The organism is Streptococcus oralis, assembly GCF_026782085.1.
Lineage (GTDB): Bacteria > Bacillota > Bacilli > Lactobacillales > Streptococcaceae > Streptococcus > Streptococcus oralis_DA.
On the sequence record NZ_JAKUVW010000001.1, the window covers coordinates 68,165 to 91,089 of the forward strand.

26 protein-coding genes are annotated in these 22,925 nt (G+C 38.7%); 19 read left to right on the top strand and 7 right to left on the bottom strand.

The genetic code is table 11. From position 1 onward, the window contains the following. The first annotated feature begins 209 nt into the window (after window positions 1–209). The 7 genes from pheS to rpsI all read left to right on the top strand — a co-directional run bounded on the left by pheS (window position 210) and on the right by rpsI (window position 7,653). Window positions 210–1,256 (top strand): phenylalanine--tRNA ligase subunit alpha, encoded by a 1,047-nt coding sequence (pheS, locus tag MK395_RS00375; RefSeq protein WP_000103743.1) that lies wholly within the window; start codon window positions 210–212, stop codon window positions 1,254–1,256. Further along, the gene (locus tag MK395_RS00380; protein ID WP_084880072.1) at window positions 1,256–1,765 is read left to right on the top strand and encodes a GNAT family N-acetyltransferase; all 510 of its coding nucleotides are present in this window, start codon (window positions 1,256–1,258) and stop codon (window positions 1,763–1,765) included. Before pheS ends, MK395_RS00380 begins: the two co-directional genes overlap by 1 nt. A gap of 75 nt (window positions 1,766–1,840) precedes the next feature. Continuing rightward, a complete protein-coding gene (gene pheT / locus MK395_RS00385; RefSeq protein ID WP_268711053.1) occupies window positions 1,841–4,246 on the top strand; it encodes a phenylalanine--tRNA ligase subunit beta in 2,406 nt (801 codons plus the stop codon). A gap of 249 nt (window positions 4,247–4,495) precedes the next feature. After that, complete coding sequence (locus MK395_RS00390; RefSeq protein ID WP_084911743.1) at window positions 4,496–5,389, top strand: ABC transporter ATP-binding protein; 894 nt, start codon at window positions 4,496–4,498, stop codon at window positions 5,387–5,389. Continuing rightward, the gene (locus tag MK395_RS00395) at window positions 5,386–6,585 is read left to right on the top strand and encodes an ABC transporter permease (protein ID WP_268711054.1); all 1,200 of its coding nucleotides are present in this window, start codon (window positions 5,386–5,388) and stop codon (window positions 6,583–6,585) included. The genes MK395_RS00390 and MK395_RS00395 overlap by 4 nt, the downstream gene beginning before the upstream one ends. A 210-nt stretch (window positions 6,586–6,795) precedes the next feature. After that, window positions 6,796–7,242, top strand: a complete 447-nt coding sequence (gene rplM / locus MK395_RS00400; protein ID WP_001044624.1) for a 50S ribosomal protein L13 — start codon at window positions 6,796–6,798, stop codon at window positions 7,240–7,242. A gap of 18 nt (window positions 7,243–7,260) precedes the next feature. Continuing rightward, complete coding sequence (rpsI, locus tag MK395_RS00405; protein ID WP_000075973.1) at window positions 7,261–7,653, top strand: 30S ribosomal protein S9; 393 nt, start codon at window positions 7,261–7,263, stop codon at window positions 7,651–7,653. A gap of 109 nt (window positions 7,654–7,762) precedes the next feature. On the opposite strand, the gene MK395_RS00410 is transcribed toward rpsI, so the two are convergent. The 7 genes from MK395_RS00410 to MK395_RS00440 form a co-directional block, all read right to left on the bottom strand. Then, window positions 7,763–8,977 carry a site-specific integrase gene (locus MK395_RS00410; protein ID WP_268711055.1) on the bottom strand — a complete coding sequence of 405 codons (1,215 nt, stop codon included), beginning with the start codon at window positions 8,975–8,977 and terminating at the stop codon, window positions 7,763–7,765. A 69-nt stretch (window positions 8,978–9,046) separates the two neighbouring features. After that, window positions 9,047–9,310, bottom strand: a complete 264-nt coding sequence (locus tag MK395_RS00415) for a helix-turn-helix domain-containing protein (RefSeq protein ID WP_132972639.1) — start codon at window positions 9,308–9,310, stop codon at window positions 9,047–9,049. A 10-nt stretch (window positions 9,311–9,320) separates the two neighbouring features. Next, on the bottom strand, window positions 9,321–9,983 hold the full coding sequence (locus MK395_RS00420; RefSeq protein WP_132972637.1) for a replication protein: 663 nt from the start codon (window positions 9,981–9,983) through the stop codon (window positions 9,321–9,323). A 330-nt stretch (window positions 9,984–10,313) separates the two neighbouring features. After that, a complete protein-coding gene (locus MK395_RS00425) occupies window positions 10,314–11,036 on the bottom strand; it encodes a P-loop NTPase family protein (protein ID WP_132972635.1) in 723 nt (240 codons plus the stop codon). A gap of 1 nt (window position 11,037) precedes the next feature. Next, window positions 11,038–11,610: a hypothetical protein gene (locus MK395_RS00430; protein WP_132972633.1), complete on the bottom strand. Its 573-nt coding sequence runs from the start codon at window positions 11,608–11,610 to the stop codon at window positions 11,038–11,040. Between the two features lie 53 nt (window positions 11,611–11,663). Continuing rightward, complete coding sequence (locus MK395_RS00435) at window positions 11,664–11,981, bottom strand: hypothetical protein (protein WP_132972631.1); 318 nt, start codon at window positions 11,979–11,981, stop codon at window positions 11,664–11,666. A gap of 13 nt (window positions 11,982–11,994) precedes the next feature. Further along, entirely contained in the window at window positions 11,995–12,330 is a 336-nt protein-coding gene (locus MK395_RS00440) for a hypothetical protein (RefSeq protein WP_132972629.1), read from the bottom strand. Between the two features lie 248 nt (window positions 12,331–12,578). On the opposite strand from MK395_RS00440, the gene MK395_RS00445 reads away from it, so the two are divergent. The 12 genes from MK395_RS00445 (at window position 12,579) to essB (ending at window position 22,908) form a co-directional block, all read left to right on the top strand. After that, a complete protein-coding gene (locus tag MK395_RS00445; RefSeq protein ID WP_132972627.1) occupies window positions 12,579–13,145 on the top strand; it encodes a hypothetical protein in 567 nt (188 codons plus the stop codon). 2 nt (window positions 13,146–13,147) lie between these two features. Then, entirely contained in the window at window positions 13,148–13,306 is a 159-nt protein-coding gene (locus tag MK395_RS00450) for an LPXTG cell wall anchor domain-containing protein (protein WP_243701284.1), read from the top strand. Window positions 13,307–13,988: 682 nt separating this feature from the next. Then, window positions 13,989–14,378 carry a hypothetical protein gene (locus tag MK395_RS00455; RefSeq protein ID WP_000745394.1) on the top strand — a complete coding sequence of 130 codons (390 nt, stop codon included), beginning with the start codon at window positions 13,989–13,991 and terminating at the stop codon, window positions 14,376–14,378. Window positions 14,379–14,518: 140 nt separating this feature from the next. After that, window positions 14,519–14,941, top strand: a complete 423-nt coding sequence (locus MK395_RS00460; protein WP_268711056.1) for a hypothetical protein — start codon at window positions 14,519–14,521, stop codon at window positions 14,939–14,941. Further along, entirely contained in the window at window positions 14,934–16,622 is a 1,689-nt protein-coding gene (locus MK395_RS00465) for a cutinase family protein (protein WP_268711057.1), read from the top strand. The genes MK395_RS00460 and MK395_RS00465 overlap by 8 nt, the downstream gene beginning before the upstream one ends. Further along, on the top strand, window positions 16,603–16,917 hold the full coding sequence (locus MK395_RS00470; RefSeq protein WP_000960732.1) for a hypothetical protein: 315 nt from the start codon (window positions 16,603–16,605) through the stop codon (window positions 16,915–16,917). Before MK395_RS00465 ends, MK395_RS00470 begins: the two co-directional genes overlap by 20 nt. A gap of 13 nt (window positions 16,918–16,930) precedes the next feature. Further along, window positions 16,931–17,239 carry a hypothetical protein gene (locus MK395_RS00475; protein ID WP_000358232.1) on the top strand — a complete coding sequence of 103 codons (309 nt, stop codon included), beginning with the start codon at window positions 16,931–16,933 and terminating at the stop codon, window positions 17,237–17,239. A gap of 230 nt (window positions 17,240–17,469) precedes the next feature. After that, complete coding sequence (locus MK395_RS00480) at window positions 17,470–17,754, top strand: WXG100 family type VII secretion target (RefSeq protein WP_001173991.1); 285 nt, start codon at window positions 17,470–17,472, stop codon at window positions 17,752–17,754. A gap of 71 nt (window positions 17,755–17,825) precedes the next feature. Further along, entirely contained in the window at window positions 17,826–20,855 is a 3,030-nt protein-coding gene (esaA, locus tag MK395_RS00485) for a type VII secretion protein EsaA (protein WP_268711058.1), read from the top strand. A gap of 11 nt (window positions 20,856–20,866) precedes the next feature. Beyond that, window positions 20,867–21,331 (top strand): type VII secretion protein EssA, encoded by a 465-nt coding sequence (essA, locus tag MK395_RS00490; RefSeq protein WP_000720507.1) that lies wholly within the window; start codon window positions 20,867–20,869, stop codon window positions 21,329–21,331. Window positions 21,332–21,396: 65 nt separating this feature from the next. After that, entirely contained in the window at window positions 21,397–21,636 is a 240-nt protein-coding gene (locus tag MK395_RS00495; RefSeq protein WP_000434883.1) for an EsaB/YukD family protein, read from the top strand. Beyond that, a complete protein-coding gene (essB, locus tag MK395_RS00500) occupies window positions 21,637–22,908 on the top strand; it encodes a type VII secretion protein EssB (RefSeq protein WP_049519732.1) in 1,272 nt (423 codons plus the stop codon). It begins immediately after the preceding gene. The last annotated feature ends 17 nt before the right edge of the window (window positions 22,909–22,925 follow it).

The following is a 22,925-nucleotide window of genomic DNA, read 5'->3' on the forward strand; positions in this document are numbered from 1 at the left end:
AAGACTAGTAACTCAAGGGAAGTATATCAGGGAGGAGAGCCGTGACTGCAAGCTCTCTATATGAAAGCTGGGCGAATTCACTTGCGCATGGATTTAGAAATGAAGGTCTGACTTGTCAGATGAAACGGATGGTACCGCGTGTCAACGCTCCGAGTGGAGTTTTTGGCATGTGGTTTTCTTTTTATCTACGAGCGACTGATGGAGGAATTATGTCAACTATTGAAGAACAATTAAAAGCGCTTCGCGAAGAAACGCTGGCTAGCTTGAAGCAGATTACTGCTGAAAATGAAAAAGAGATGCAAGATTTGCGTGTCTCTGTCCTTGGTAAAAAAGGGTCGCTTACTGAAATCCTCAAAGGGATGAAAGATGTTTCTGCTGAGATGCGCCCAATCATCGGGAAACACGTCAATGAAGCGCGTGATGTCTTGACAGCTGCCTTTGAAGAAACAGCGAAACTCTTGGAAGAAAAGAAAGTCGCAGCTCAACTAGCAAGTGAGAGCATTGATGTGACACTTCCAGGTCGCCCAGTTGCGACTGGTCATCGTCATGTCCTCACACAAACCAGTGAAGAAATCGAAGATATTTTCATCGGGATGGGTTACCAAGTCGTGGATGGTTTTGAAGTGGAGCAAGACTACTATAACTTCGAGCGTATGAACCTTCCAAAAGATCACCCAGCTCGCGATATGCAGGATACTTTCTACATCACAGAAGAAATCTTGCTTCGTACTCACACGTCTCCAGTTCAGGCGCGTGCTATGGACGCTCATGATTTTTCTAAAGGTCCTTTGAAAATGATCTCACCAGGACGTGTGTTCCGTCGTGATACGGACGATGCAACCCACAGTCACCAGTTCCACCAAATCGAAGGCTTGGTTGTTGGGAAAAACATCTCTATGGCAGACCTTCAAGGAACCCTTCAGTTGATCGTCCAAAAAATGTTTGGTGAAGAGCGTCAGATCCGTCTGCGTCCATCTTATTTCCCATTCACAGAGCCATCTGTTGAAGTGGATGTTTCCTGCTTCAAGTGTGGTGGAGAAGGCTGTAACGTATGTAAGAAAACAGGTTGGATCGAAATTATGGGTGCCGGTATGGTTCACCCACGTGTCCTTGAAATGAGTGGAATCGATGCGACTGTTTACTCTGGCTTTGCCTTTGGTCTTGGACAAGAGCGTGTAGCCATGCTCCGTTACGGAATCAACGATATCCGTGGCTTCTACCAAGGAGATGTCCGCTTCTCAGAACAGTTTAAATAATGATTAGAAAAGTAGAAAAGGCAGATGTTGGGGTGTTGTCCAAAATTGCCAAACAAACCTTTCGTGAAACATTTGCTCATGATAATACGGAAGAGCAGTTACAGGAATACTTTGAAGAGGCTTATAGTCTGAGAGTTTTGTCAACTGAGTTAGAAAATCCAGAATCCGAAACCTATTTCATTATGCATGAAGAGGAGATAGCTGGTTTTCTCAAAGTCAACTGGGGAAGTGCTCAGACTGAGAGAGAATTAGAGGATGCTTTTGAAATTCAACGCCTCTATGTGCTACAAAAATTCCAAGGATTTGGAATCGGTAAGAAACTGTTTGAATTTGCTCTTGAATTTGCTACCAAAAATAGTTTTTCCTGGACTTGGTTAGGTGTTTGGGAGCATAATACAAAAGCTCAAGCGTTTTATAACCGATATGGTTTTGAGAAATTTAGCCAACATCATTTTATGGTTGGTCAAAAAGTAGATACAGATTGGTTACTGAAAAAGAAATTAAGGTAAGAAGAGAATTCTTCTATTGAAATGATAGGAAAGGAAAAAACTAGAGTGGCAACTGTCATTCTGGAGAACTAAATTATGCTTGTATCTTATAAATGGTTAAAAGAATTGGTGGACATTGATGTGCCATCACAAGAGTTGGCTGAAAAAATGTCAACTACAGGGATTGAGGTCGAAGGTGTCAAATCACCGGCTGCCGGTCTCTCAAAAATTGTCGTCGGCGAGGTCTTGTCTTGCGAAGATGTACCAGAAACTCACTTGCATGTCTGTCAGGTTAACGTTGGCGAAGAAGAAGCCCGTCAAATCGTTTGTGGTGCCCCCAATGTGCGTGCTGGTATCAAGGTCATGGTGGCTCTTCCGGGAGCTCGTATTGCTGACAATTACAAGATTAAAAAAGGGAAAATCCGTGGTTTAGAGTCACTTGGAATGATCTGTTCGCTTGGTGAATTAGGTATTTCTGACTCGGTCGTACCGAAGGAATTCGCAGATGGTATTCAAATCTTGCCTCAAGATGCAGTACCAGGTGAGGAAGTCTTCTCATATCTAGACTTGGATGATGAAATCATCGAACTTTCTATCACACCAAACCGTGCAGACGCTCTATCTATGCGTGGTGTGGCTCACGAAGTAGCAGCTATCTATGATAAGGCAGTTAACTTTAAAGCATTTACCTTAACAGAAACAAATGAATCTGCAGCAGACGCCCTTTCTGTAGGCATTGAGACAGACAAGGCGCCTTACTATGCGGCCCGTATCTTGGATAATGTGACCATCGCACCAAGTCCACAATGGTTGCAAAACCTCCTCATGAACGAAGGCATTCGTCCCATCAATAACGTAGTGGACGTAACCAACTACATCCTGCTCTACTTTGGTCAACCGATGCATGCCTTTGATTTGGATACCTTTGAAGGGACTGACATCCGTGTGCGTGAAGCGCGTGCTGGTGAAAAATTGGTGACCTTGGACGGTGAAGAACGTGACTTGGAAGTAAATGACTTAGTCATCACTGTTGCAGACAAGCCAGTTGCTCTTGCAGGTGTTATGGGCGGACAAGCTACAGAAATCTCTGAAAAATCTAGTCGTGTGGTCCTTGAAGCAGCTGTTTTCAATGGCAAATCGATTCGCAAGACTAGCGGACGCCTCAACCTACGCTCTGAATCATCTTCTCGCTTTGAAAAAGGCATCAATGTGGCAACTGTTAACGAAGCCCTTGATGCGGCAGCGAGCATGATTGCTGATCTTGCAGGTGCGACGGTGCGTAAGGGCATCGTTTCAGCAGGAGAGCTTGATACTTCTGATGTGGAAGTTTCTTCAACCCTTGCAGACGTTAACCGCGTCCTTGGTACGGAGCTTTCCTATGCTGATGTGGAAGACGTCTTCCGTCGTCTTGGCTTTGGCCTTTCTGGCAATGCAGAAAGGTTTACAGTCAGCGTACCTCGTCGTCGTTGGGATATCACTATCGAAGCGGACCTCTTTGAAGAAATCGCTCGTATCTATGGTTATGATCGCTTGCCAACCAGTCTTCCAAAAGACGATGGTACAGCTGGTGAATTGACTGCGACACAAAAATTGCGTCGTCAAGTTCGTACTATCGCTGAAGGAGCAGGTTTGACAGAAATCATTACCTACGCTCTGACAACGCCTGAAAAAGCAGTTGAGTTTACAGCTCAACCAAGTAACCTTACAGAACTCATGTGGCCAATGACAGTGGACCGTTCTGTCCTCCGTCAAAATATGGTCTCAGGTATCCTTGATACCGTTGCCTACAACGTGGCTCGTAAGAACAAAAACTTGGCTCTTTACGAGATTGGAAAAGTCTTTGAACAAACAGGCAATCCAAAAGAAGATCTACCAAACGAGATCAATAGTTTTGCCTTTGCCTTAACCGGCTTGGTTGCAGAAAAAGATTTCCAAACGGCAGCAGTTCCAGTTGATTTCTTCTATGCTAAGGGAATCCTTGAAGCGCTCTTTACTCGCTTGGGACTAGAAGTGACTTATACAGCAACAGCTGAGATTGCTAGCCTTCACCCAGGACGTACAGCCGTGATTTCACTCGGTGACCAAGTTCTTGGTTTCCTTGGGCAAGTGCATCCAGTCACTGCCAAGGCTTACGATATTCCAGAAACTTATGTAGCGGAGCTCAACCTTTCAGCCATCGAAGCAGCGCTTCAGCCAGCTGCTCCATTTGTGGAAATCACAAAATTCCCAGCAGTCAGTCGTGACGTGGCCCTACTCCTCAAGGCAGAAGTGACTCACCAAGAAGTTGTAGATGCTATCCAGGCTGCAGGCGTGAAACGTTTGACAGATATCAAACTCTTTGACGTCTTCTCAGGAGAAAAACTGGGAGTTGGCATGAAGTCAATGGCCTATAGCTTGACCTTCCAAAATCCAGAAGATAGCTTAACAGACGAAGAAGTCGCACGCTATATGGAAAAAATCCAGGCATCACTCGAAGAAAAAGTGAATGCAGAAGTACGTTAACTCATCAATCCATCCTTCGGGGTGGATTTTTAGTTTCAAAAGGACAGTTCAGAAGAGAAAAGCGATAGTTGAGGAGGAAGCCATCTCAGAAGGTCTTTAATGAGTTATACTAATGCTATCACTGAAGTACTTAAAATTTATTAGAGAAAGGATACTTTTGCTACTTATTATCCGATAAAATGGACATAAATCGTTGTAAAGGCTATCAAAAAGGAGTATAATAAGTGCAACATATCTCGGAGGTGGAAAATGTTAGAAGTAAGAAATCTAGAGAAAAGTTTCGGTCCCAAGCAAGTCTTGTTTGGTGTCGATTTTCAGGCAAGTCCAGGAAGGATTCTGGGCTTGGTCGGGAAGAATGGTGCTGGGAAAACAACGATTTTCCACAGTATGTTGAAATTTTTAGAGTATCAAGGAGAGATCAGTCTGGATGGGCAGGAGATTCGTCAGGAAACCTATGCACGGATTGGTTATCTGCCTGAGGAACGCAGTCTCATGCCCAAGTTGACAGTCCTTGAGCAAGTTCGCTATTTGGCGACTCTAAAGGGCATGGATGCTAAAGAAGTCAAGGAAAAACTCCCCCAATGGATGGAAAAATTGGAAGTGAAGGGCAAATTGACCGACAAAATCAAGAGCCTCTCCAAAGGGAATCAGCAGAAAATTCAGCTGATTATCACCCTCATCCATGAGCCAGACTTGATTATCTTGGATGAGCCTTTTAGTGGTTTGGATCCAGTCAATACCGAGTTGCTCAAACAAGTCATCTTGAAAGAGAAAGAGCGTGGTGCAATCATTATCTTTTCTGACCATGTCATGACCAATGTCGAGGAGCTTTGCGATGATATCCTGATGATTCGTGATGGGCGTGTGGTCTTGCATGGACCAGTTCAGGATGTTCGCAATCAATACGGGAAAACACGTCTTTTTGTTTCAAGTGAACGAAGCAAGGAAGAATTGGAAAGTCTTCCTCATGTCAAACAGGTGAGCTTGACCAAGCAAGGTAGTTGGAAATTGATCCTAGATGATGAAAGTGCTGGAAGGGAACTCTTCCCAATCCTCACTCAAGGTCAATATATTGCGACCTTTGACCAACAGGCTCCAACAATCGATGAAATCTTTAAACTAGAATCAGGGGTGGAAGTATGAGAAATATGTGGGTTGTAATGAAGGAAACCTATCTTCGACATGTCAAGTCGTGGAGTTTCTTCTTTATGGTGATTTCGCCGTTCTTTTTTATCGCTCTAACTGGAGGAATTAGCTATCTCCAAGGGTCTTCTATGGCCAAGAATAGCAAGATAGCAGTAGTAACAACGGTGCCATCTGTAGAAGAAGGGCTCAAGGGTACCAATGGTATCAACTTTGATTATAAGGATGAAGCCAGTGCCCAGGCTGCTATCAAGGATGAGAAAATCAAGGGTTACCTAACCATTGACCAAGAGGACAGCGTCCTCAAGGCCGTCTATCATGGTGAAACTTCTCTTGAAACAGGCATCAAACTAGCGGTAACCAATAAGCTAAACGAACTGCAATACCAACTCAATCGTTCGTCAGCTAATTTGTCTCAAGAACAGGAAAAACGCCTGAGTCAAACCGTTGATTTTACTGAGAAAATTGATGAATCTAAGGAAAACAAAAAAATTGTTCAAACCATTGCGGCCGCAGGGCTTGGCTTCTTCCTTTATATGATTTTGATTACCTATGCTAGTGTCACTGCTCAGGAAGTGGCTAGCGAGAAAGGAACCAAAATCATGGAGGTGGTCTTCTCTAGTATCCGAGCAAGTCATTATTTCTACGCTCGCATGCTGGCTCTGCTTCTTGTGATTTTGACTCATATTGGCATTTACGTCGTGGGTGGACTTGCTGCCATTCTGCTCTTTAAAGACATCCCTATCTTGGCACAATCTGGAATTTTAAATCATCTAGGAGAGGCCTTCTCGCTCAATACCTTATTGTTTGTCTTGGTTAGTCTCTTTATGTACGTTGTTTTAGCAGCCTTCCTAGGCTCTATGGTTTCTCGCCCTGAGGATTCAGGAAAGGCCTTGTCGCCATTGATGATCTTGATTATAGCAGGATTTGTCGGTGTGACCTCTCTAGGTGCTGCTGGGGACAATTTAGTTCTGAAAATTGGTTCCTATATTCCTTTCATCTCGACCTTCTTTATGCCGTTTAGAGCTATAAATGGGTATGCGAGTGATTTAGAAGCCTGGATTTCACTTGCCATAACGGTTGTTTTTGCGGTCACTGCAACAGCCTTTATCGGACGCATGTATGCTAGTCTAGTCCTTCAAACAGATGATTTGGGAATCTGGAAAACCTTTAAACGTGCCTTAGCTTATAAATAGGAGAGCCTCGCAAAAGCGAGGTTTTTCTAGATGTTAAACACTGAAATCGGCAAAAATATTTTTCATATCTATTGACTTTTAGTAGTGAAATTTGGTATGATAGTAGACGGTATTGTTTACCCCATTTGTAAGGCCCCGGAACCTTTCAAATACCCCGCGGACCGGAACATCCGCCCTGTAAACAAAAACGATATTCATATAGGAGAAATCATGAACAAAACTACATTCATGGCTAAACCAGGCCAAGTAGAACGCAAATGGTATGTTGTTGACGCAACTGATGTACCTCTTGGACGCCTTTCAGCAGTTGTTGCTAGCGTACTTCGCGGAAAAAATAAACCAACATTCACACCACACACTGATACAGGTGACTTCGTAATCGTTATCAATGCTGAAAAAGTTAAATTGACTGGTAAAAAAGCAACTGATAAGATCTATTACACTCACTCAAACCACCCAGGTGGATTGAAACAAATCTCTGCTGGTGAACTTCGTTCTAAAAATGCAGTACGTTTGATCGAAAAATCAGTTAAAGGTATGCTTCCACACAATACTCTTGGCCGCGCTCAAGGTATGAAATTGAAAGTATTCGTTGGAGCTGAGCACACTCACGCTGCGCAACAACCAGAAGTTCTTGATATTTCAGGACTTATCTAAGGAAAGGAACAATAAAGTATGTCACAAGCACAATATGCAGGTACTGGACGTCGTAAAAACGCTGTTGCACGCGTTCGCCTTGTTCCAGGAACTGGTAAAATCACTGTTAACAAAAAAGATGTTGAAGAGTACATCCCACACGCTGACCTTCGTCTTGTAATCAACCAACCATTCGCAGTTACTTCAACTGTAGGTTCATACGACGTTTTCGTTAATGTTGTAGGTGGTGGATACGCTGGTCAATCAGGAGCTATCCGTCACGGTATCGCTCGTGCCCTTCTTCAAGTAGACCCAGACTTCCGCGATTCATTGAAACGCGCAGGACTTCTTACACGTGACTCACGTAAAGTTGAGCGTAAGAAACCAGGTCTTAAGAAAGCTCGTAAAGCTTCACAATTCTCAAAACGTTAATCAATACGATTATATCAACGTTTCAAAGCACTCAAGAGTTTACCTCATGGGTGCTTTTTTTATGTTTTTTGAAAAAGTTCACCTCAAAGTTTACCTTATTTTCACCTTATTATTTTAGAGACTGTAAGGCAAATTCACCGACGGCCATAGGGACTACATTAGAAGTATTGACATAAATCTGTGTTGTACCTGTGTCGCTATGAGTTAGAGCTTCAGAAATGGCTTCTAAGCTCATTCCTGCTTGTTTAGCGAGCGTTGCTCCCGTATGACGTAGTTTGTGTGGCGTAGCGTGTGTAAGCTCTGGGTGTCGCTTTCTGATAGTTTTCATCTTATTATTGAGATAGTCAGAATGTAAAGGTTTATTGATATTACCTTTGGTATCTATGTAAGTAAAGATGAATTGTTCTGGATTACTGATGATACCAAACTTTGCCAGTTCATATTTTTGTTGTTTTTTCCATGAAGTCAGAAGTTGAAGTAAGTCACTAGAAATAGAAAAGATTGTTTTTTTATTTCCTTTGGTAGATTTTACTTGTCCGTATCTATCTAAAGCCTGAATTAACTGAATCTGAGATTTTGAAAAGTCGATATGTTTCCACTGGAGAGCATATGTTTCTGATTTTCTATCTCCGAGGAAAAAAGTGAGATAGAAAAGGACGTAATCTTTGAGTGATATTTTATCATTCTCTAAATCCTCTTTAAAGGCTGAAAACCACTCTTGGAGTTGCTCATGAGTTAAATATAAATCTTCATCACGTTTTGATTCTGCAAGTTGAATTTTTTTTACAGCCTTAATTCGTCTTAAAGTTTTTGCAACTCTATTTGATTCAATATACTCAAGTTCTTCCGCCCAATCAAAAATAGAAATAACGTAACTTCGTAAAGTTTTGAAGTTTGCATATTCGTTAGCTTTTGCCGTCATCAAATTTAGAATAACCTGTTTATTTTGGTTTAAAAATTGAATCGTATAGTTGCCAAGAAGTGGTAGCATATGCTTTTCAAAACATGTTTTGGTATTAGCAATTGTTGACTTGCTTGGTGGCTTAGAAGTGGATGTAGTTTGTCCTGCTTTATAAGAGTCCCACCAGATATTGTTATAGAAGTTTGAGAAAAGAATATCTCCTTTTGCTAGTCCTGAAAACTCATTATCCTCTATTTGATTTAACTTGGTAAGCAAGTCTATCTCAGCTTGCCTTGCCTCCTTTCTCGTTTTGAATCTCTTATCGTAATAATTGCTATTGACAATTCCAAGTGGCATTCGTGCTTCAATTGGGATATAGACTTTTAAGCGATAAGTTCCGTTTTTTGTCTTACTGATAGTCATGATATTCTCCTTGTTGTGTATCGAACCAGAAAATATCATGACTATTATAAAACAAAAATATAGATATTTCTAGTTTTGTGAGTAAAGCCATGAATTAATGGCCTCTTTATTAAATCGTATAGTCTTGCCTATTTTTATTGTAGGCAGTCCTTGTTTAATCCAACTATCAAGAGTATTGTTTGAGATACCCAAATATTGGCAAGCCTGTTGTTTATTTAAAAACGGACTGTTAAGATTATTATTGTTTAACCTAATTTCAATTTCTTTCTTGATTAGTTCAGAAATTAGGTGCTGAATCTGATTAATTTGCTCATCTGGTAAAATAACTTGCATAATATCCTCCCTATTGTGCTACAATTGAAGTATCAGGAGATTTATAATCTTCTGTACCTACTTCATCAGAATTGCTCGCCAAAGTATCTTCTGATGAGGTTTTTTTATTGTTTTGGGGATTATAACGTCTAGAATCTAAAAATTTTGTAAAAAAGTAGGTTCGTTCAATTATTAATCCCAGTAGTGAAATATCTTTGTTCCTAGCGTAGTGAACTAAGTCTTCGAACTCGGTAAAATTGTTATCGGTAATTACATCGATAACAGTTTCCAAAAATAAATTTGAATTTTGCTCTATCAAGAACTTATCAAGTTCGAATCCACAACCTGATTCAATATCCTCTATGCTGTATAAAGTTTTTTCAGGGTTCTCTGCATGTATGAAATAATCGTACATACCTTTTGGTGACATGACAGGTTCCACATGGCTAGGACCGTTTAGTTTATCTTGGATAAACTCTGACACCTGAGAGTAGCTTTTGAGAGAATCAAAGTAGAATGCTCCATGCTTATGTGCTTTCTTAAATTCTCCCGTTTCTTTGTTTATATCCTTGTCGTGCCAAGGACTAAGAATAAATGGAATGTGTAACTCTTCGAAAATATCTAAATAATTTTCTGGAGCACTTTCTTTATAGATGAGAAAAGCCCATTTATTAGAACGTTGTTTTTTTGCCATTTTGTCTTCTTTCTATGATTATTGAATATTGATTTATTGGGGGTCGTAGTAACCCCAATAAATCTTATCTAGGGGCTTTGCCCAACCCCCAGCCTCTCCTGCCCGATGAAACCCCATCGAACCGAGAACGCTTGCCAATTCAACAAGGGACGGGGTAGTATTTTTTGGCGCTTCACTCCCTGCCTTTGGCATCGTTGCGCTTAAAAAATCTCCACCCCTCAAGCCCTTGCAAATAGGCATTTTTCTGCTAATGAGGTCGTGCCGACACCTATACCGATGAAACCATTTGCAAGGGCAGTGTCGCATCAAACAAGTGTAGCAGAAAAATCGCTAGCTATATCTTGAAAATAGCTCTTGTATCCGCTGGTTTAACCGTTCTTCGTCTCTTACTTGAATAGTGCGAAACATCTTAACAGGTTCCCCTTCTAGCTGAAAATAGCCATATCCTCTAGGTTTTACTACAACTTCATCTTTTTCCATATCAGGAAAAAGGAGTTGCCTGTTATTCGTAGACATGAGAAAACTAGTAGATAATGAAATTATACAGTTGAAGTTATACCGACCTGGTAAATCTACCATTAAGAACCGCTGACTAGACAGAATAATTCGTAAACCTAGACTTCTACCCATGCTATTCATCATCAACATTTTTGATAAAATATCTTTATGTTTCTTCTTATCAGTCTGTTCTAGATAAGCTAGGAAAGCTTGCCACTCATCGAAAATCAGGTAAAGATTATGAGAGTTTTCTTCTTGCTTATTAAGTCTGGCTTTAAAACGATTATAAACAGTCTCAAACAAGTCGAGGCATTCAAAACTTCTAGCAACATGATTTCCAGTCATTGAAAACATATCTTCATCAGCTTTAAAATCCATGAAATATGCTTCAGCAGTTTCGTCATAAAAGGAAATCAATCCTATGAGCCTGCGTAAAAACGTAGACTTGCCTACTCCTGATGGTCCAGCAACGACCCAGGCATAGTGTCTGTCTATATCAATAGAAACAGGAGTGGGTTGACCTCTGTTGTTGACTTCAAAAACGTTTTTAATCATCTTAGAAGTCTTCTTCTTGATTGATTTCAGTCTGTCTTGCCATACGATTGTATGTTGCCTCTTCGATTGTTTTGACATCGAATATAGCAACCCAACCAGCGCCTATGACCTGTTCAACAGTTAATACATCCAATGCAAACTCACTAGTGTATTTAGAAATAACTCCTATGAAGTAGTTTTCTAGTGAGAATTTTTCATCATCATTTAAATTGTTCACTAGATAAATCCAAACACCGACTCCGTTACTAGTTGAAGGAGAAACAGTCTTGATTTCAAGATCTCTGTTTAAATTCTGGTTTAAATGGTACACTACATTTTGGAGAACTATTATTTTTCTCTTATGAGTATTTTTTTCTTCGAAGTAGATTTGGAATTTATTAAATATAGATTTAGCCAAGTGAAAAATCGTTTCAACCTGGTATAGTAAGATTTGTAAAGAAACTACCTTTAAATTTTTTGTTTTTACTACTTTACCAGTAAAAAAATCAGCTCGTCTTTTTAAGAAAATAAATGAATAAATCAGAGCATACCAAAGAAAAAATACTAATAAAATATTGAATAAAAAGTAAAACATTTTTCCTCCTCAAAGTGAAGAGCAGCTGAAATATACACCAGCTGCTCAAAAAATTAAATGCTCACAGTAATGTAGTAACTGATAACTACCTGAGAATCATTGAGTTCAGCACTTACTTGTAGGTTTTTAGCTGGTTCATATTTTTCGAAATCCCGTAAAATTGCTTCCGTTAATTTGTGGGTATCAAACCAGCTAGATGACAAAATTTCAAGTAGGTTACTTCCGCTAACAAGAACTTCCCCAGTAAATATATGCAAAAACGAATTAGAATTTAAGTCGTATTCTCTGTGTGAAATATCCAGGGTGGGTAAGACACCATTTGCATGAAGATTATGTAGCAATAATGCTCTCATAAGTTCGTGAATTTCCATATTAATTTCCCCTTTATTTTTCAACAATTGTGACGGAATCAGCAGCATACCAACCATGTTCGCCTGATGTAGTACCGCCTCGAACATTTCTAAAATGAAGAATGGTACCAAATTTAACATCAACTGCATTTGTTGTTTTAATAGTATATTCTAGATTGTTTTTGGTATCAACGATTGAATATTTAAATTTTCCATCAACGTTTGCAACGGAGCCAGTTGAAACTACTTGTAGAACTGGAATTACATCAACTGTATATTTGTTTCCAGTTTTCTCGCTACTCATTATTGTAGCTTGTGTTTTATGTTTTAGAACTTCTTCAAGAGTTCTTTTCCAACTTGGAATTGCCATATTATTACCTCCATGGCTTCTATAAGCATCAACATAGGCAGATAAGCCTAAACTGTCTGTTGATAGTGCAATAGTGACAGCAACTACTAATTTATAAGTCGGCCAACTTATGAGCCTATTATTCCATAAGTGAATACTTTTGTAAACGGCATTTATTCATAATCCAGGTTCATTTAATTAGAAACTTTTGACACTTTTTTAAAAATGTTTTATACTAGAAATATATAAAAGAATAAGAGGATAAGCTAATGTATTTTTATTTTCGAGATTTAAAGGAAGAAAAGCAACGAGAGTTTATTTCAAAAAATTTGGCAGAAATTCTATATGAACAGAGAAAAAAAGATAAAATTAGCATGGAAGAATTTTTGAAAAGATATTTCGATTATAATATTTACACAAAGAAGACAGGTTCGTTATCATTATCACAATTAAAACGATATGAAAAAGAATTCAAAAATAATCAAATAAATACAATACCTAAGAAAAATAGTATAGTATTGGATATTGTTTTAGAAAAAATGGAATCAATTACCAATGAGATATATAGAAAAAAAGTCTACATGGATTTACTAAAAAAAGATTCAATTATTTTAGCACAAAATCTAAATGAACTTGGATTGCTTGATTGTATTGAAAAATCTTCAGACAATTTACATGCAATGTATATGTATAACAAAGCGTTTGGTAGAAATTATACCAAAGAATATCTTCTTGATTGGCTAGTTTCTAACGCAAAAAAGAACTTATCTGGTGAATTAATGGCAGAAGTAATTTATGAAGATAGACTAACACGACATGATATTTATAATGATTAAAATTGATAAAGTATATCAAGTGCCTGCAAAAGTTACCAACGCAAAAGCTGAATCTAAGAAATAACTATCAAAATACAGGAGAGAAAGAATCAGGCCTCCTAGCTCTAATTGGAGCAAGCACTGGCCTCCTTGCATTGGCAGGAAAACGAAAATATAGATAAAAAAAGAGAGTGCCTAGCTCTCTTTTCTATGTTGTTGTTCTGGTATATATAAATTTTGTACAGGGTAAACTTTTGATATTCTGGTTCGATTTTATCTTATTTTTAATGAAAGTTTACCTTATTTTAATCAAACTGATTGAAATTAGTTGAAATTTTATTTTTTAAAAACTTATGAAAACGTTGATTTTAAAGAACTTTGAAATTAGATGAAATAAGTGGTGCCCCAACCAGGTCTTAAGAAAGCTCGTAAAGCATCACAATTTAGTAAACGTTAATTCGAGAGAATTACTATACTTACAGAGAGCACCTTTCGAGGTGTTCTTTTTTATATTTTCATACTAAATTGGTGCAATCTGACAAAGTCAGTTGCCTCAGAACGTTAATCAATACGATACTATCAACGTTCACAAGCACTTCATGATTCACACTATGAGGTGTTTTTGATGATTTTTAGCACAATTCACACTATTGTTTCTTTGCATTCAACTCAAATTCTTCTGGTCAAATTATTAACAAATCTTCAAGAAGAGTGATTGGTGAAATAGGCTGTTTGAGGCTTTTATGCTATACTAGTTTTAATGACAATCTTCTATTTCTAAAGCAACAATAGATCCGTAATTTGTTTTTAATTAAGGAGTTTGGGATTGTAAGAGGGAGATGATATATCTGAAGGAGTATCAATATGAAAAAACGTGCCTTGATTTTACTGGTTTTGTCCATTGTAGTATTTGGAGGAGGCGCATGGCTAGCACAGGAAACAAATCTATTTCTAAGTCCGCGAGCCAAGCAGTTGGCTTATTTAAAGGAGCATCAAAAAGAAATAGAAGATTTTGTAAAGTCTAAAAATTCAAAGATTGAATCTGTTCAAATTGATTGGAGACAGACACAATGGGATAAGGTAGGAAATGGTACACCTCAAGGAGGAGGAGATATTATTGATGTTTATGGAACGTTTAATAACATTGATAATTCTGGTTGGCATGTAATGATAATTGTAGATGATGGAAAAGTTGATTTAGCTTCGATGACATTAGTTAATGGCCTAGGCATTGGAGGGAAACCGTTTGAGTAATAGTAATTTAAAAACCTTTGATAATTTTTATTCAAATTTAACATCATTCATTCCCCACTGACTTCAAATACTTGCTAAAAGTATTTTTTTTTACATTCATGGTATAATATACTTAGATTCCGCTATATAGGAGGAAAGAGATGAAAAAACGTACTTTGGTTTGGCTAGTTATAGCCCTTGTAGTATTTGGAGGAGGCGCATGGATGGCACAGGAAACAAATCTATTTGGAGGAATAACTCTGAGCCCACGGGCTAAGCAGTTGGCTTATCTGAAGGAGCATGAAGAGGAAATGGCGAACTTCGTTAAATCTTGGAATTCAAAAGTTGAGAGTGTCCAATTTGATTGGGATAGTATGGAAGTTGGTCAGGTAGGAAATGGAACTCCTCAAGGCGGAGGTTATATGATGACAGTGAACGGTAGAATCAATAATAATAAGGATACTAAATTTACATTAGGTTTTCCACTAAAACGTAATTTAAATGAAATCCCTGAGAAACTTGTTATTATTCAAATGCAACCAATAAGAATTTTGAAAGGAAATTTATGGGATATTTATGAGTAACAGTAATTTAAAAACCTTTGATAATTTTTATGCAGATTTAGCACAAGCTGCCTACACTTTTCGCCCAAGTAATTTTCCTCCTCAAAATAGTTCAACGAACGTACAAACATTTGATTTCTCAAATGATGGATATATGTTGGATGAGGATGGTAATGTAAAAGAAATCACCCCTGGAGGCAAACATCTACCCCATAATGGTAGAGTCTACTTGCAGCCGGATCCTGATTTGCGAGATACTTATAAAGTTACATCGATACCAGTTCCTGATGCGAATGGGATGAGGCAGGATATTCGTCACAAACGGTATCAAAAAGGACTCTTAACTGATGATGAAGCTGGTTTCAGTGCCTACTACTTAACGGATACGCCTACCTTGACTAATGATACTACGAAAACCTATATGACCATCCGCGGAAGTGATGCCATCAGTAAAGAAAATTGGAACGACTGGGTTGAGAACGACGCTAAGTTCGCTCTCAACCATATCCATACGCCGCAAGCCAAGTTAGCAACAGTAGGAATGAAAGCCAAAATCGCTGAGATGCGCGAAAAGGCTCCAAATGCGACGATGGACATCACAGGTCACTCCTTAGGGACCATTGTCTCTGCCCAAGGGGTAGCTGGCCTTACTGATCAAGAACTGGAGAAAATCGGCAAAGTGGTCCTCTTTGACGGGCCGGACACGACAAAGAGTTTAAAGAAAATGGGACTCAGCGATGAGAAAATCAAAAAGATCAGCGAAAAAATCGAGTACTATGTCAATCCATTTGATGTCGTGGGGATGCTCAATCGTGAGCATACCATCACCAAATTACCGGGGGACTCCGATGAACCTCTTAAGAAACCCGTCGGTAAAGTCAATGTCCTCGTTCCCCTTCATTATACCCAAATTACTGATCCGGAAAGCTCCCATGACTTTGGTGTTTTCCAATCGGATGGAAAGGGAAATTTATTGACTGCGTCTGAGGATTTTCACCCAGAATTGCTCAGGGCAGGTGAAAAGCTAGCTCGACTGATAGCAACAACGTTGGATTCCCTCCGGGCTTTAGGAGTCAATGAAAATGTAGCCTCAAATGTTTTAAATGCCATTATGAGGGGTGAGTTTAAAATAAAGGCAGCTATTGGTTATGCTGTTTACGAGAATTTTACAACTGAATATAGTAAAATTGTCGAAGAAGCTCGTCAGGAATCTATAAAGTGGGATCGAGAAGCTATTCCTCGTTACCAGGAACAACTGAGAAATGGTAATCTTACAGGAGAAAAGAGAATTTTGGTCCGAGCTCAGTTGCTTCAGACAGCAGCCCAGTTGGCAAATTTTGACATGGAAGACAAAGTTAAATCTGTGAAAACCTTACTTTCAGATGCTAAGGAAGATATTCAAAACATGATAAAAGAAACAAGACAGACAGCGTTTGACATGGTTGGATATTTGTCAAGTTCAGAAGTTACAAATCTACTTTCTGGTTTTGACACAACAAGCTTTTGGGATGAAGGCGTTGCAAGTGACACGAAGACTGCAGCAACATCCTTCCTGACACAAATTGAGCAACTAGGGGAAAGCCTGGTTAAAGCTAGTGGTTCCTTTGAAACCATAGATACAAATAGTGCTGAAGATTTTAACAATCTATTGGCGGATGTAAAACAAACATGGAGGGGAAAAAATGTTAGTCCTAACGGATGAGGATACTTTAATTACAAGAGAGCAACTCGACAGAGGCTTCAAGGAAAGAATGAAGGAACAAGAACGCCAAGCAGTCAGGGCCTTAGTAACTGCAAAAGAACTGTCAATCCTTGCTAAGGGAGTGGAGTTAGCTAAAAAGTTACAAGAAGCAGCCTCAGATATGCATGAGTACGCTTCGAAGACTTATGTAAACAATATTAAGGGTGGATTTGAGGGCAAGGCTGCTGATGCTGCTGAAACTTACTTGACTCAGACCATGCAAACCCCTACTTTACAAAGTCCAATCAAAAACTAGGAGAAAACTTGTGATGGATAAAAAGGAACTTCAGAAACTAGAGGATGAGCATAATCGTAAATTACGAGACTTAGAGCGTTTAGAGATGGATTTGGATGATGATTTCCACAAGTTTAGTAGGGAGACGGATCATCTCCTAGAGGCGCTTTCCTATGCATGCAGAGACAGTAGTTTTGCTGAAATTCAACCATATATCTTTGAGATAGAGAACAATTTGGATAACTATCATCAACTTTACAAGAGTCGTATAGAGAATGTGTTGGAAGCTCGTCATCAAGAGAATAAAAACTTTCATAGAAAGTTAGAAGAAAAGAACGTTTGACAAATATACCTTATAAAAGAAGGATGATATGAGTTTGTTATACTTTGTTATTATAAATAAAAAAAGAAGTAATTATACAAGAAAAGTAGATAATTTAATCCTTCTTACTAGTTTTTAGATGGAAATAGCTCTTATTTTTTTATAAATAGAATAAAAAATGAATTTTAAACTTGCAATTGAGGCAAATTATTGATATAATGAGGGCATAAATTAATATAAAGGAGTTTCACATGGCTTTAATTCAATTAACAACAGAAGAATTGCGCACCTCTGCTCAAAAGTACACTCAAGGTTCTGAGGAAGTAAGACAAGTACTTCGTACATTGACTCAAGAGCAAAATACTATCCGAGACAACTGGAAAGGTGCTGCTTTTGAGAGCTTTGATCGCCAATTCACAGAATTGTCTCCAAAAATTGAGGAGTTTGCAACTTTGCTTGATGAGATCAATGCACAGTTGAACAAGGTTGCTGAAATTGTTGAACAAAACGACCAAGATCTTGCATCACAAATTTAATTTGTTATATAAGTGGCTTTAGGAGGGCGAGAGCCTTCCTATTTTTTATGACGGAGAAAATTTAAAGTAATATGAGGAAGAATAGAATTTTTAAATATATAGGAAGTAGTCTGCTGGCATTAGGATTGCTTGCATTGATTATTTTTTTGAATCTATCTGTTCAAAAAAATACAACGATTAGCAATGAAAATAATGCAAAGGCTAATCAGCAGACAAAATTAAATGTAGCTATCGTAAATGAAGATAAGCCTGTCTACGTAGATACAAAAGAATACAATCTAGGTGCTAGTTATGTAAAAAATATCGAGCGTGATAATTCACAAAACTGGTCTGTTGTCCCTCGTGGAGCAGCTGATTCTGGGTTAGAAAGTGGGAAATACCAACTCGTTTTAACAATTCCTAGTGACTTTTCTGAAAAAATACTCGATATTAACAGCATCAATGTTGATAAGACAACCATCAATTATAAGGTGAATGCGCAAGGAAATTTGCAAGTAGAAAATGATGCAAATAAACTAGCGAAAGATATTGTTGCTGATTTGAATGGTCAGTTAGTCGATATGTATATGGCTAGTATTTTGAACAATCTTTACACTGCACAAAAGAATGTTCAAGCTAGCTCACAGATACAAGCGACCAATATCGGAAACTATCGTACGAACTTATATGGGACAGCTATCAACTCTAAAAATCTTTTCCCAACTCTCTATAGTATGTCTAGTTCTTCTGTTGACGCCAACAGTGCTTTAAAGACAGGTTTGGATAGTTATTCTCAGATTTTTGGTCGTTATGACGTTTCACAGATTGCCTATGGTAAAAAGCTTGACACTCTGCTTCAGGATAGGGTCACTGAGAAGAAAAATCATGCGGATGTTATCACTGGGCTCATTTCTCAGAGTCGGGAAGACGTTCAGGAACAAATTAAAACTTATAAGAAATTAATCGAATCTCAAGGTAATCTGACTTCTAATATAGATGGAACAGCAGCATCCTCTGATGGTACGTCATCTGAAGTTGTACCTTCCTATAAAACAGTCGCAGAAAACATCAAAAAAGAGATTGATAGTTTACAGAACAATCTAACAGATGAAAGAACGAAGTTTGAAAATCATAAAAAGGATATTCATAACTTTATTGATGAGAAATTAGCCACTTATTATGGAACAAGTGAGAAGAGCGAAATCACTCTCGGTCGATTTTTGGATAAAGCTGCAAACAAGGATTTAGAGAAGGTTGAGGAATCTCTAAAAGAGCAGCTGGCTTCTGCAATCTCAGAATTACCCAAAGAAGACTTTAGTGGAAAAGAATTTAGTGGTTTTGGTATGACACCGATCACAATTCCTTCTGTAAACTATACTGAATTAAAAACAATCAAAGAGCCTAGTGACGAAATCAATTCGACTGATTTGAAGAATTTGGAAAATCTGGCAATCACGAGTACGAGTGCTGTTGGACGAACAGGAACAAAGGCTAAGGTATCATGGAAAGCTGAATCAGGAGTGACAGTTCACTCCGTCACTTATGATGGTACACCAGTTGAGTTTGGTCAAGAAATTGATTTGAAGACGGGTGGGACTTTTAAAGTAGCCTATAGTGTTGCAGAGACAACCTCAACTACAACTACAGGTTCAACCGGGACTCCAAGCCCAGCTCCAAAAGCAGAGCTAAAATCAATTAATATTTCCTTGAATGATGTCCAAGCAGCTAGTGCTCCAGTAGATGTGTTACGTGTTCAGCAAGCAGCAGTTTCTTACGGACAAAAAGTTCAGAAAATAGCTTCTGCCTACCAAAAGGTAGAATCACTAAAACAAGCATACGATACCGTCAGAGGGTTAAAAAATAGTGATGTGTCTAAAGCATTGTCAGATATTTGGTTTGAAGCTATTAGTTCAAATCTGAAGAAGTATGAAGACAGCTTAACTGCACCTGTTAGCGATAAAGATACAGAGGGTGCTAAAGAGAAAGTAGATAAAGCCTTGTCATCACTGACTAAACTGAAGCCTGTTCTAGAAAAAAATGTGCAGGATGTTTTGACTACCAACCAAGAATTGAATACAAAAATCAATGAACAGTTAGAGTTGTACAAGAAGTTGGAAAAGAAACTAGATGATTTGGTTGAGAAGCAAGGGGGGAGCAATTCTGCTTTTGAAGAGACTAATAATCAATTGGCTACTCTAAATTCAGATTATGCAGCTCTCTTGTCAGAAACTACGGGTGTGAAGGAATCTTCTCAAAGTAATGTCAAAGCTGCAGAGTCTGTGAATGAAACTTTAGGTAATTTCAATCGTGAATTGTCAAACGCTCAAACAAGTACTGAAAAGTTGTCACAAGATGCTGACTCCTTGATGACGCAGTTTAACGAAGAATTGACTAACAATGGAAACTTTGTAGAATCCTTTGTGAAGGTTCTGAATAATGCCTATCAAAATGGGGTACCAAACGAAGTATTGTTGAACTTCTTATCCAACCCTGTTACACAAAATGCTACTTCAGTGAAAGCGACTGTCAATGTTTACCGTCCATTTACATGGATTTTACTATTGGAGATTGTTAGCCTCTTTACAGCCTATCTGTTTGCAACTCAAAACGTTATTCGCAAAGTCAAAGATAAGTTCAAACTTGATAAGTTACATGATACAGACTTGATGACGGTAACCATCCTGTCTGCTTTAAGTCTCGTTGTCGGATTGGTAGTTGGTGTTGTATCAAGTGTTCAGCTACAGGTTGGTCGTGAGTATCAACCATCTTGGGTTCTATTAATTGTTTTAGCCGCATTTGTACTGATTCAAGGACAATATCTATTGCTTAAACATTTCCGAGTGATTGGTATGGGTCTCGCCTTCTTTATGATGATTAGCTTTGTCTACCTATCAAATGCTATTGGGACAACAGCAAGTCTAACTGGCTTCCCAGCCTTTATCAAAAACCTCAATGCGTTATCGATATTAGAAGGTTTGCTCTCAGGATATTTTGATGGACATCCAGCAGCAATTATCGCTTTTGTTGCAACGATTGTTGTCATAGCTGTTTTACTTGTTATAAATATTTTTATCAGAGAAAGTAGTTTGTGGTTTCAAGCAAGTCAAGCTGAGAAAGAATAGAAATTAGAAATATGAAGAAAATCATTCTTTTCCTTCTTACCTTAGTAACATGTGCAGCAGTCTCTGGGGCTGCTGCAGATGATTTGAAGGATAACAGTCTGCAGATTGATGATTCCCGACTTGAAAAGAAAGAGGGATTGAAATTTGGTCTACAGTCTGAACAAATCAAGGAGCTTTTTAATGAAGCGACTCAAAAGAGGTTGCAGGACATGCAACAGCATCAAGAGGAACAGTTGATCACAGAAAGGGGCCAACTGTTTTCTGCTATACAGAGACCAGTGAAAAAATCTTCTGAAGAACAGTTGTTTCAGCCCAATGCTCAAAAAACAATCAAGTTCCAAACAAATATAGGCCATGTAGAAAAAGGTGGTCTGAATGACTTTCTTCCAGAGATATTCTATGTGGTGTTGATTTTCTTGCTTTTTGGAGCAACGGCAGTAATGAGTTATCGTGTGATGGTAGAAGGGATGGACTAATTTTACAACTAGTCTGTCTAAATAACTTAGAAAAGGATAAACCAGACATAGGAGGCGTGTAAAAGGTGGAGCAACATATCAATATTACCCTACGTTTGAGAGAAAGAGATGTGGATATTCGCATTCCGCGGCGAATTGAAGTGCGCCGGCTGGTGCGAGAAGTGGATACGATTTTTAATCCAGGTATCAAGCGAAAAAAATATCAATTAAGAATTGTCAATAAAGGTTTGTTGATTGATGAAGGGAAACATCTGTCTGATTATCCTATGACGACAGGAGATTTAGTAGAAATTGAGGAGATATAGGTGGCTGAAGAAAAATTTGAATTTGGTGGACAGTCGTTTGTCTATGAAAAAAATGAAACAAACTGGGAATTAAAACTCAAACGTTCAGATGTTGCGAGTCAAGATTTACGGGAACTCTTACTATTGGATTTGCATCATCCATTCTTTTTGGAGCAATCGATGGTGTCTGATGAGGATAGTGTCACCTTCTCCTATCAAGTCGAAGCTCATGGACTGACTTATGAGGAAATAAAGGAACGTACCATTTCGGAAAGAATCCGTTTGGCCCTAAACGTTTTTCGTCTAGAGGGCGCCTTGGAGTTACCTGTGACTTTCCTTTTGCACCCAGTAAATCTCTTTATTACCAAGGATGCTCAGGCTAAGATTGCTTATCGTGGAATTCCTGGTCTGATGGTTCCTCAATCCATATCCTCAGAAGATTTTTTACGCCAGGCTAAATGTTTTACAGTAACACTATTTAGCGATTTGGATTTCATGGATCTTTATAATGGTTCCTTGGAATTAGAGACCTTGCCCGACTTCTTAAATGACCTATGTCAGGCAGATGATATAGAGGCTGCAGTAGCTGTTTTGGAGAAGTACTACACGGAGAAGGCTGCGAAAGAACGGGCAGATTTGGTCTTGGTTCCAAGTAGACGCCATCGTGTCTTTAAACTGGCAACGATTTGGTTAACAGCCAGCGTTGTCTTGTTGATCGTTCCACTGATCTATCTGATTTTTGTGCAAAATCCTTTCAAAGAAAAGATGTTGCAGGCAGATACTGCCTTTATTAAAGTTGATTATAGTGGTGTTATTACAGAATTAGAGAGAATTGATCCAGCTAGCTTGCCGAATACGCAAAAGTATGAGTTGGCTTACTCTTATATTCAGGGGTTGGAATTTTCTTCTGAACAAAAGAAAGTCATCTTGAACAACGTAACACTCAAGTCAGATGAACTTTATTTGACTTACTGGATCCAGGTTGGGCGCAATCGCTTTGAAGAGGCTCTTGATATTGCCAAACGGATTAACGACAGTGACTTGATTCTCTATGCTTTGACTCAGGAAATCAAGCAGGTTCGAGAAGATGGCAACTTGTCAGGGAAAGACCGTGAAAGTAAGTTGAATACTTTGGAAAGCGAGTATAAGAAATACTGGGATAGTCGAAGTGAGCTACTAACGAGTGAATCAAGCTCCAATGCTTCTACAACTCCTAACCCTCAAGACAAGGCTTCTGAAACCAAACCGTCATCTGAGAAGAAACCTGTTCCAAGTAGCTCCTCTAGCAATTAAAGTAGACCAAGGAGAGA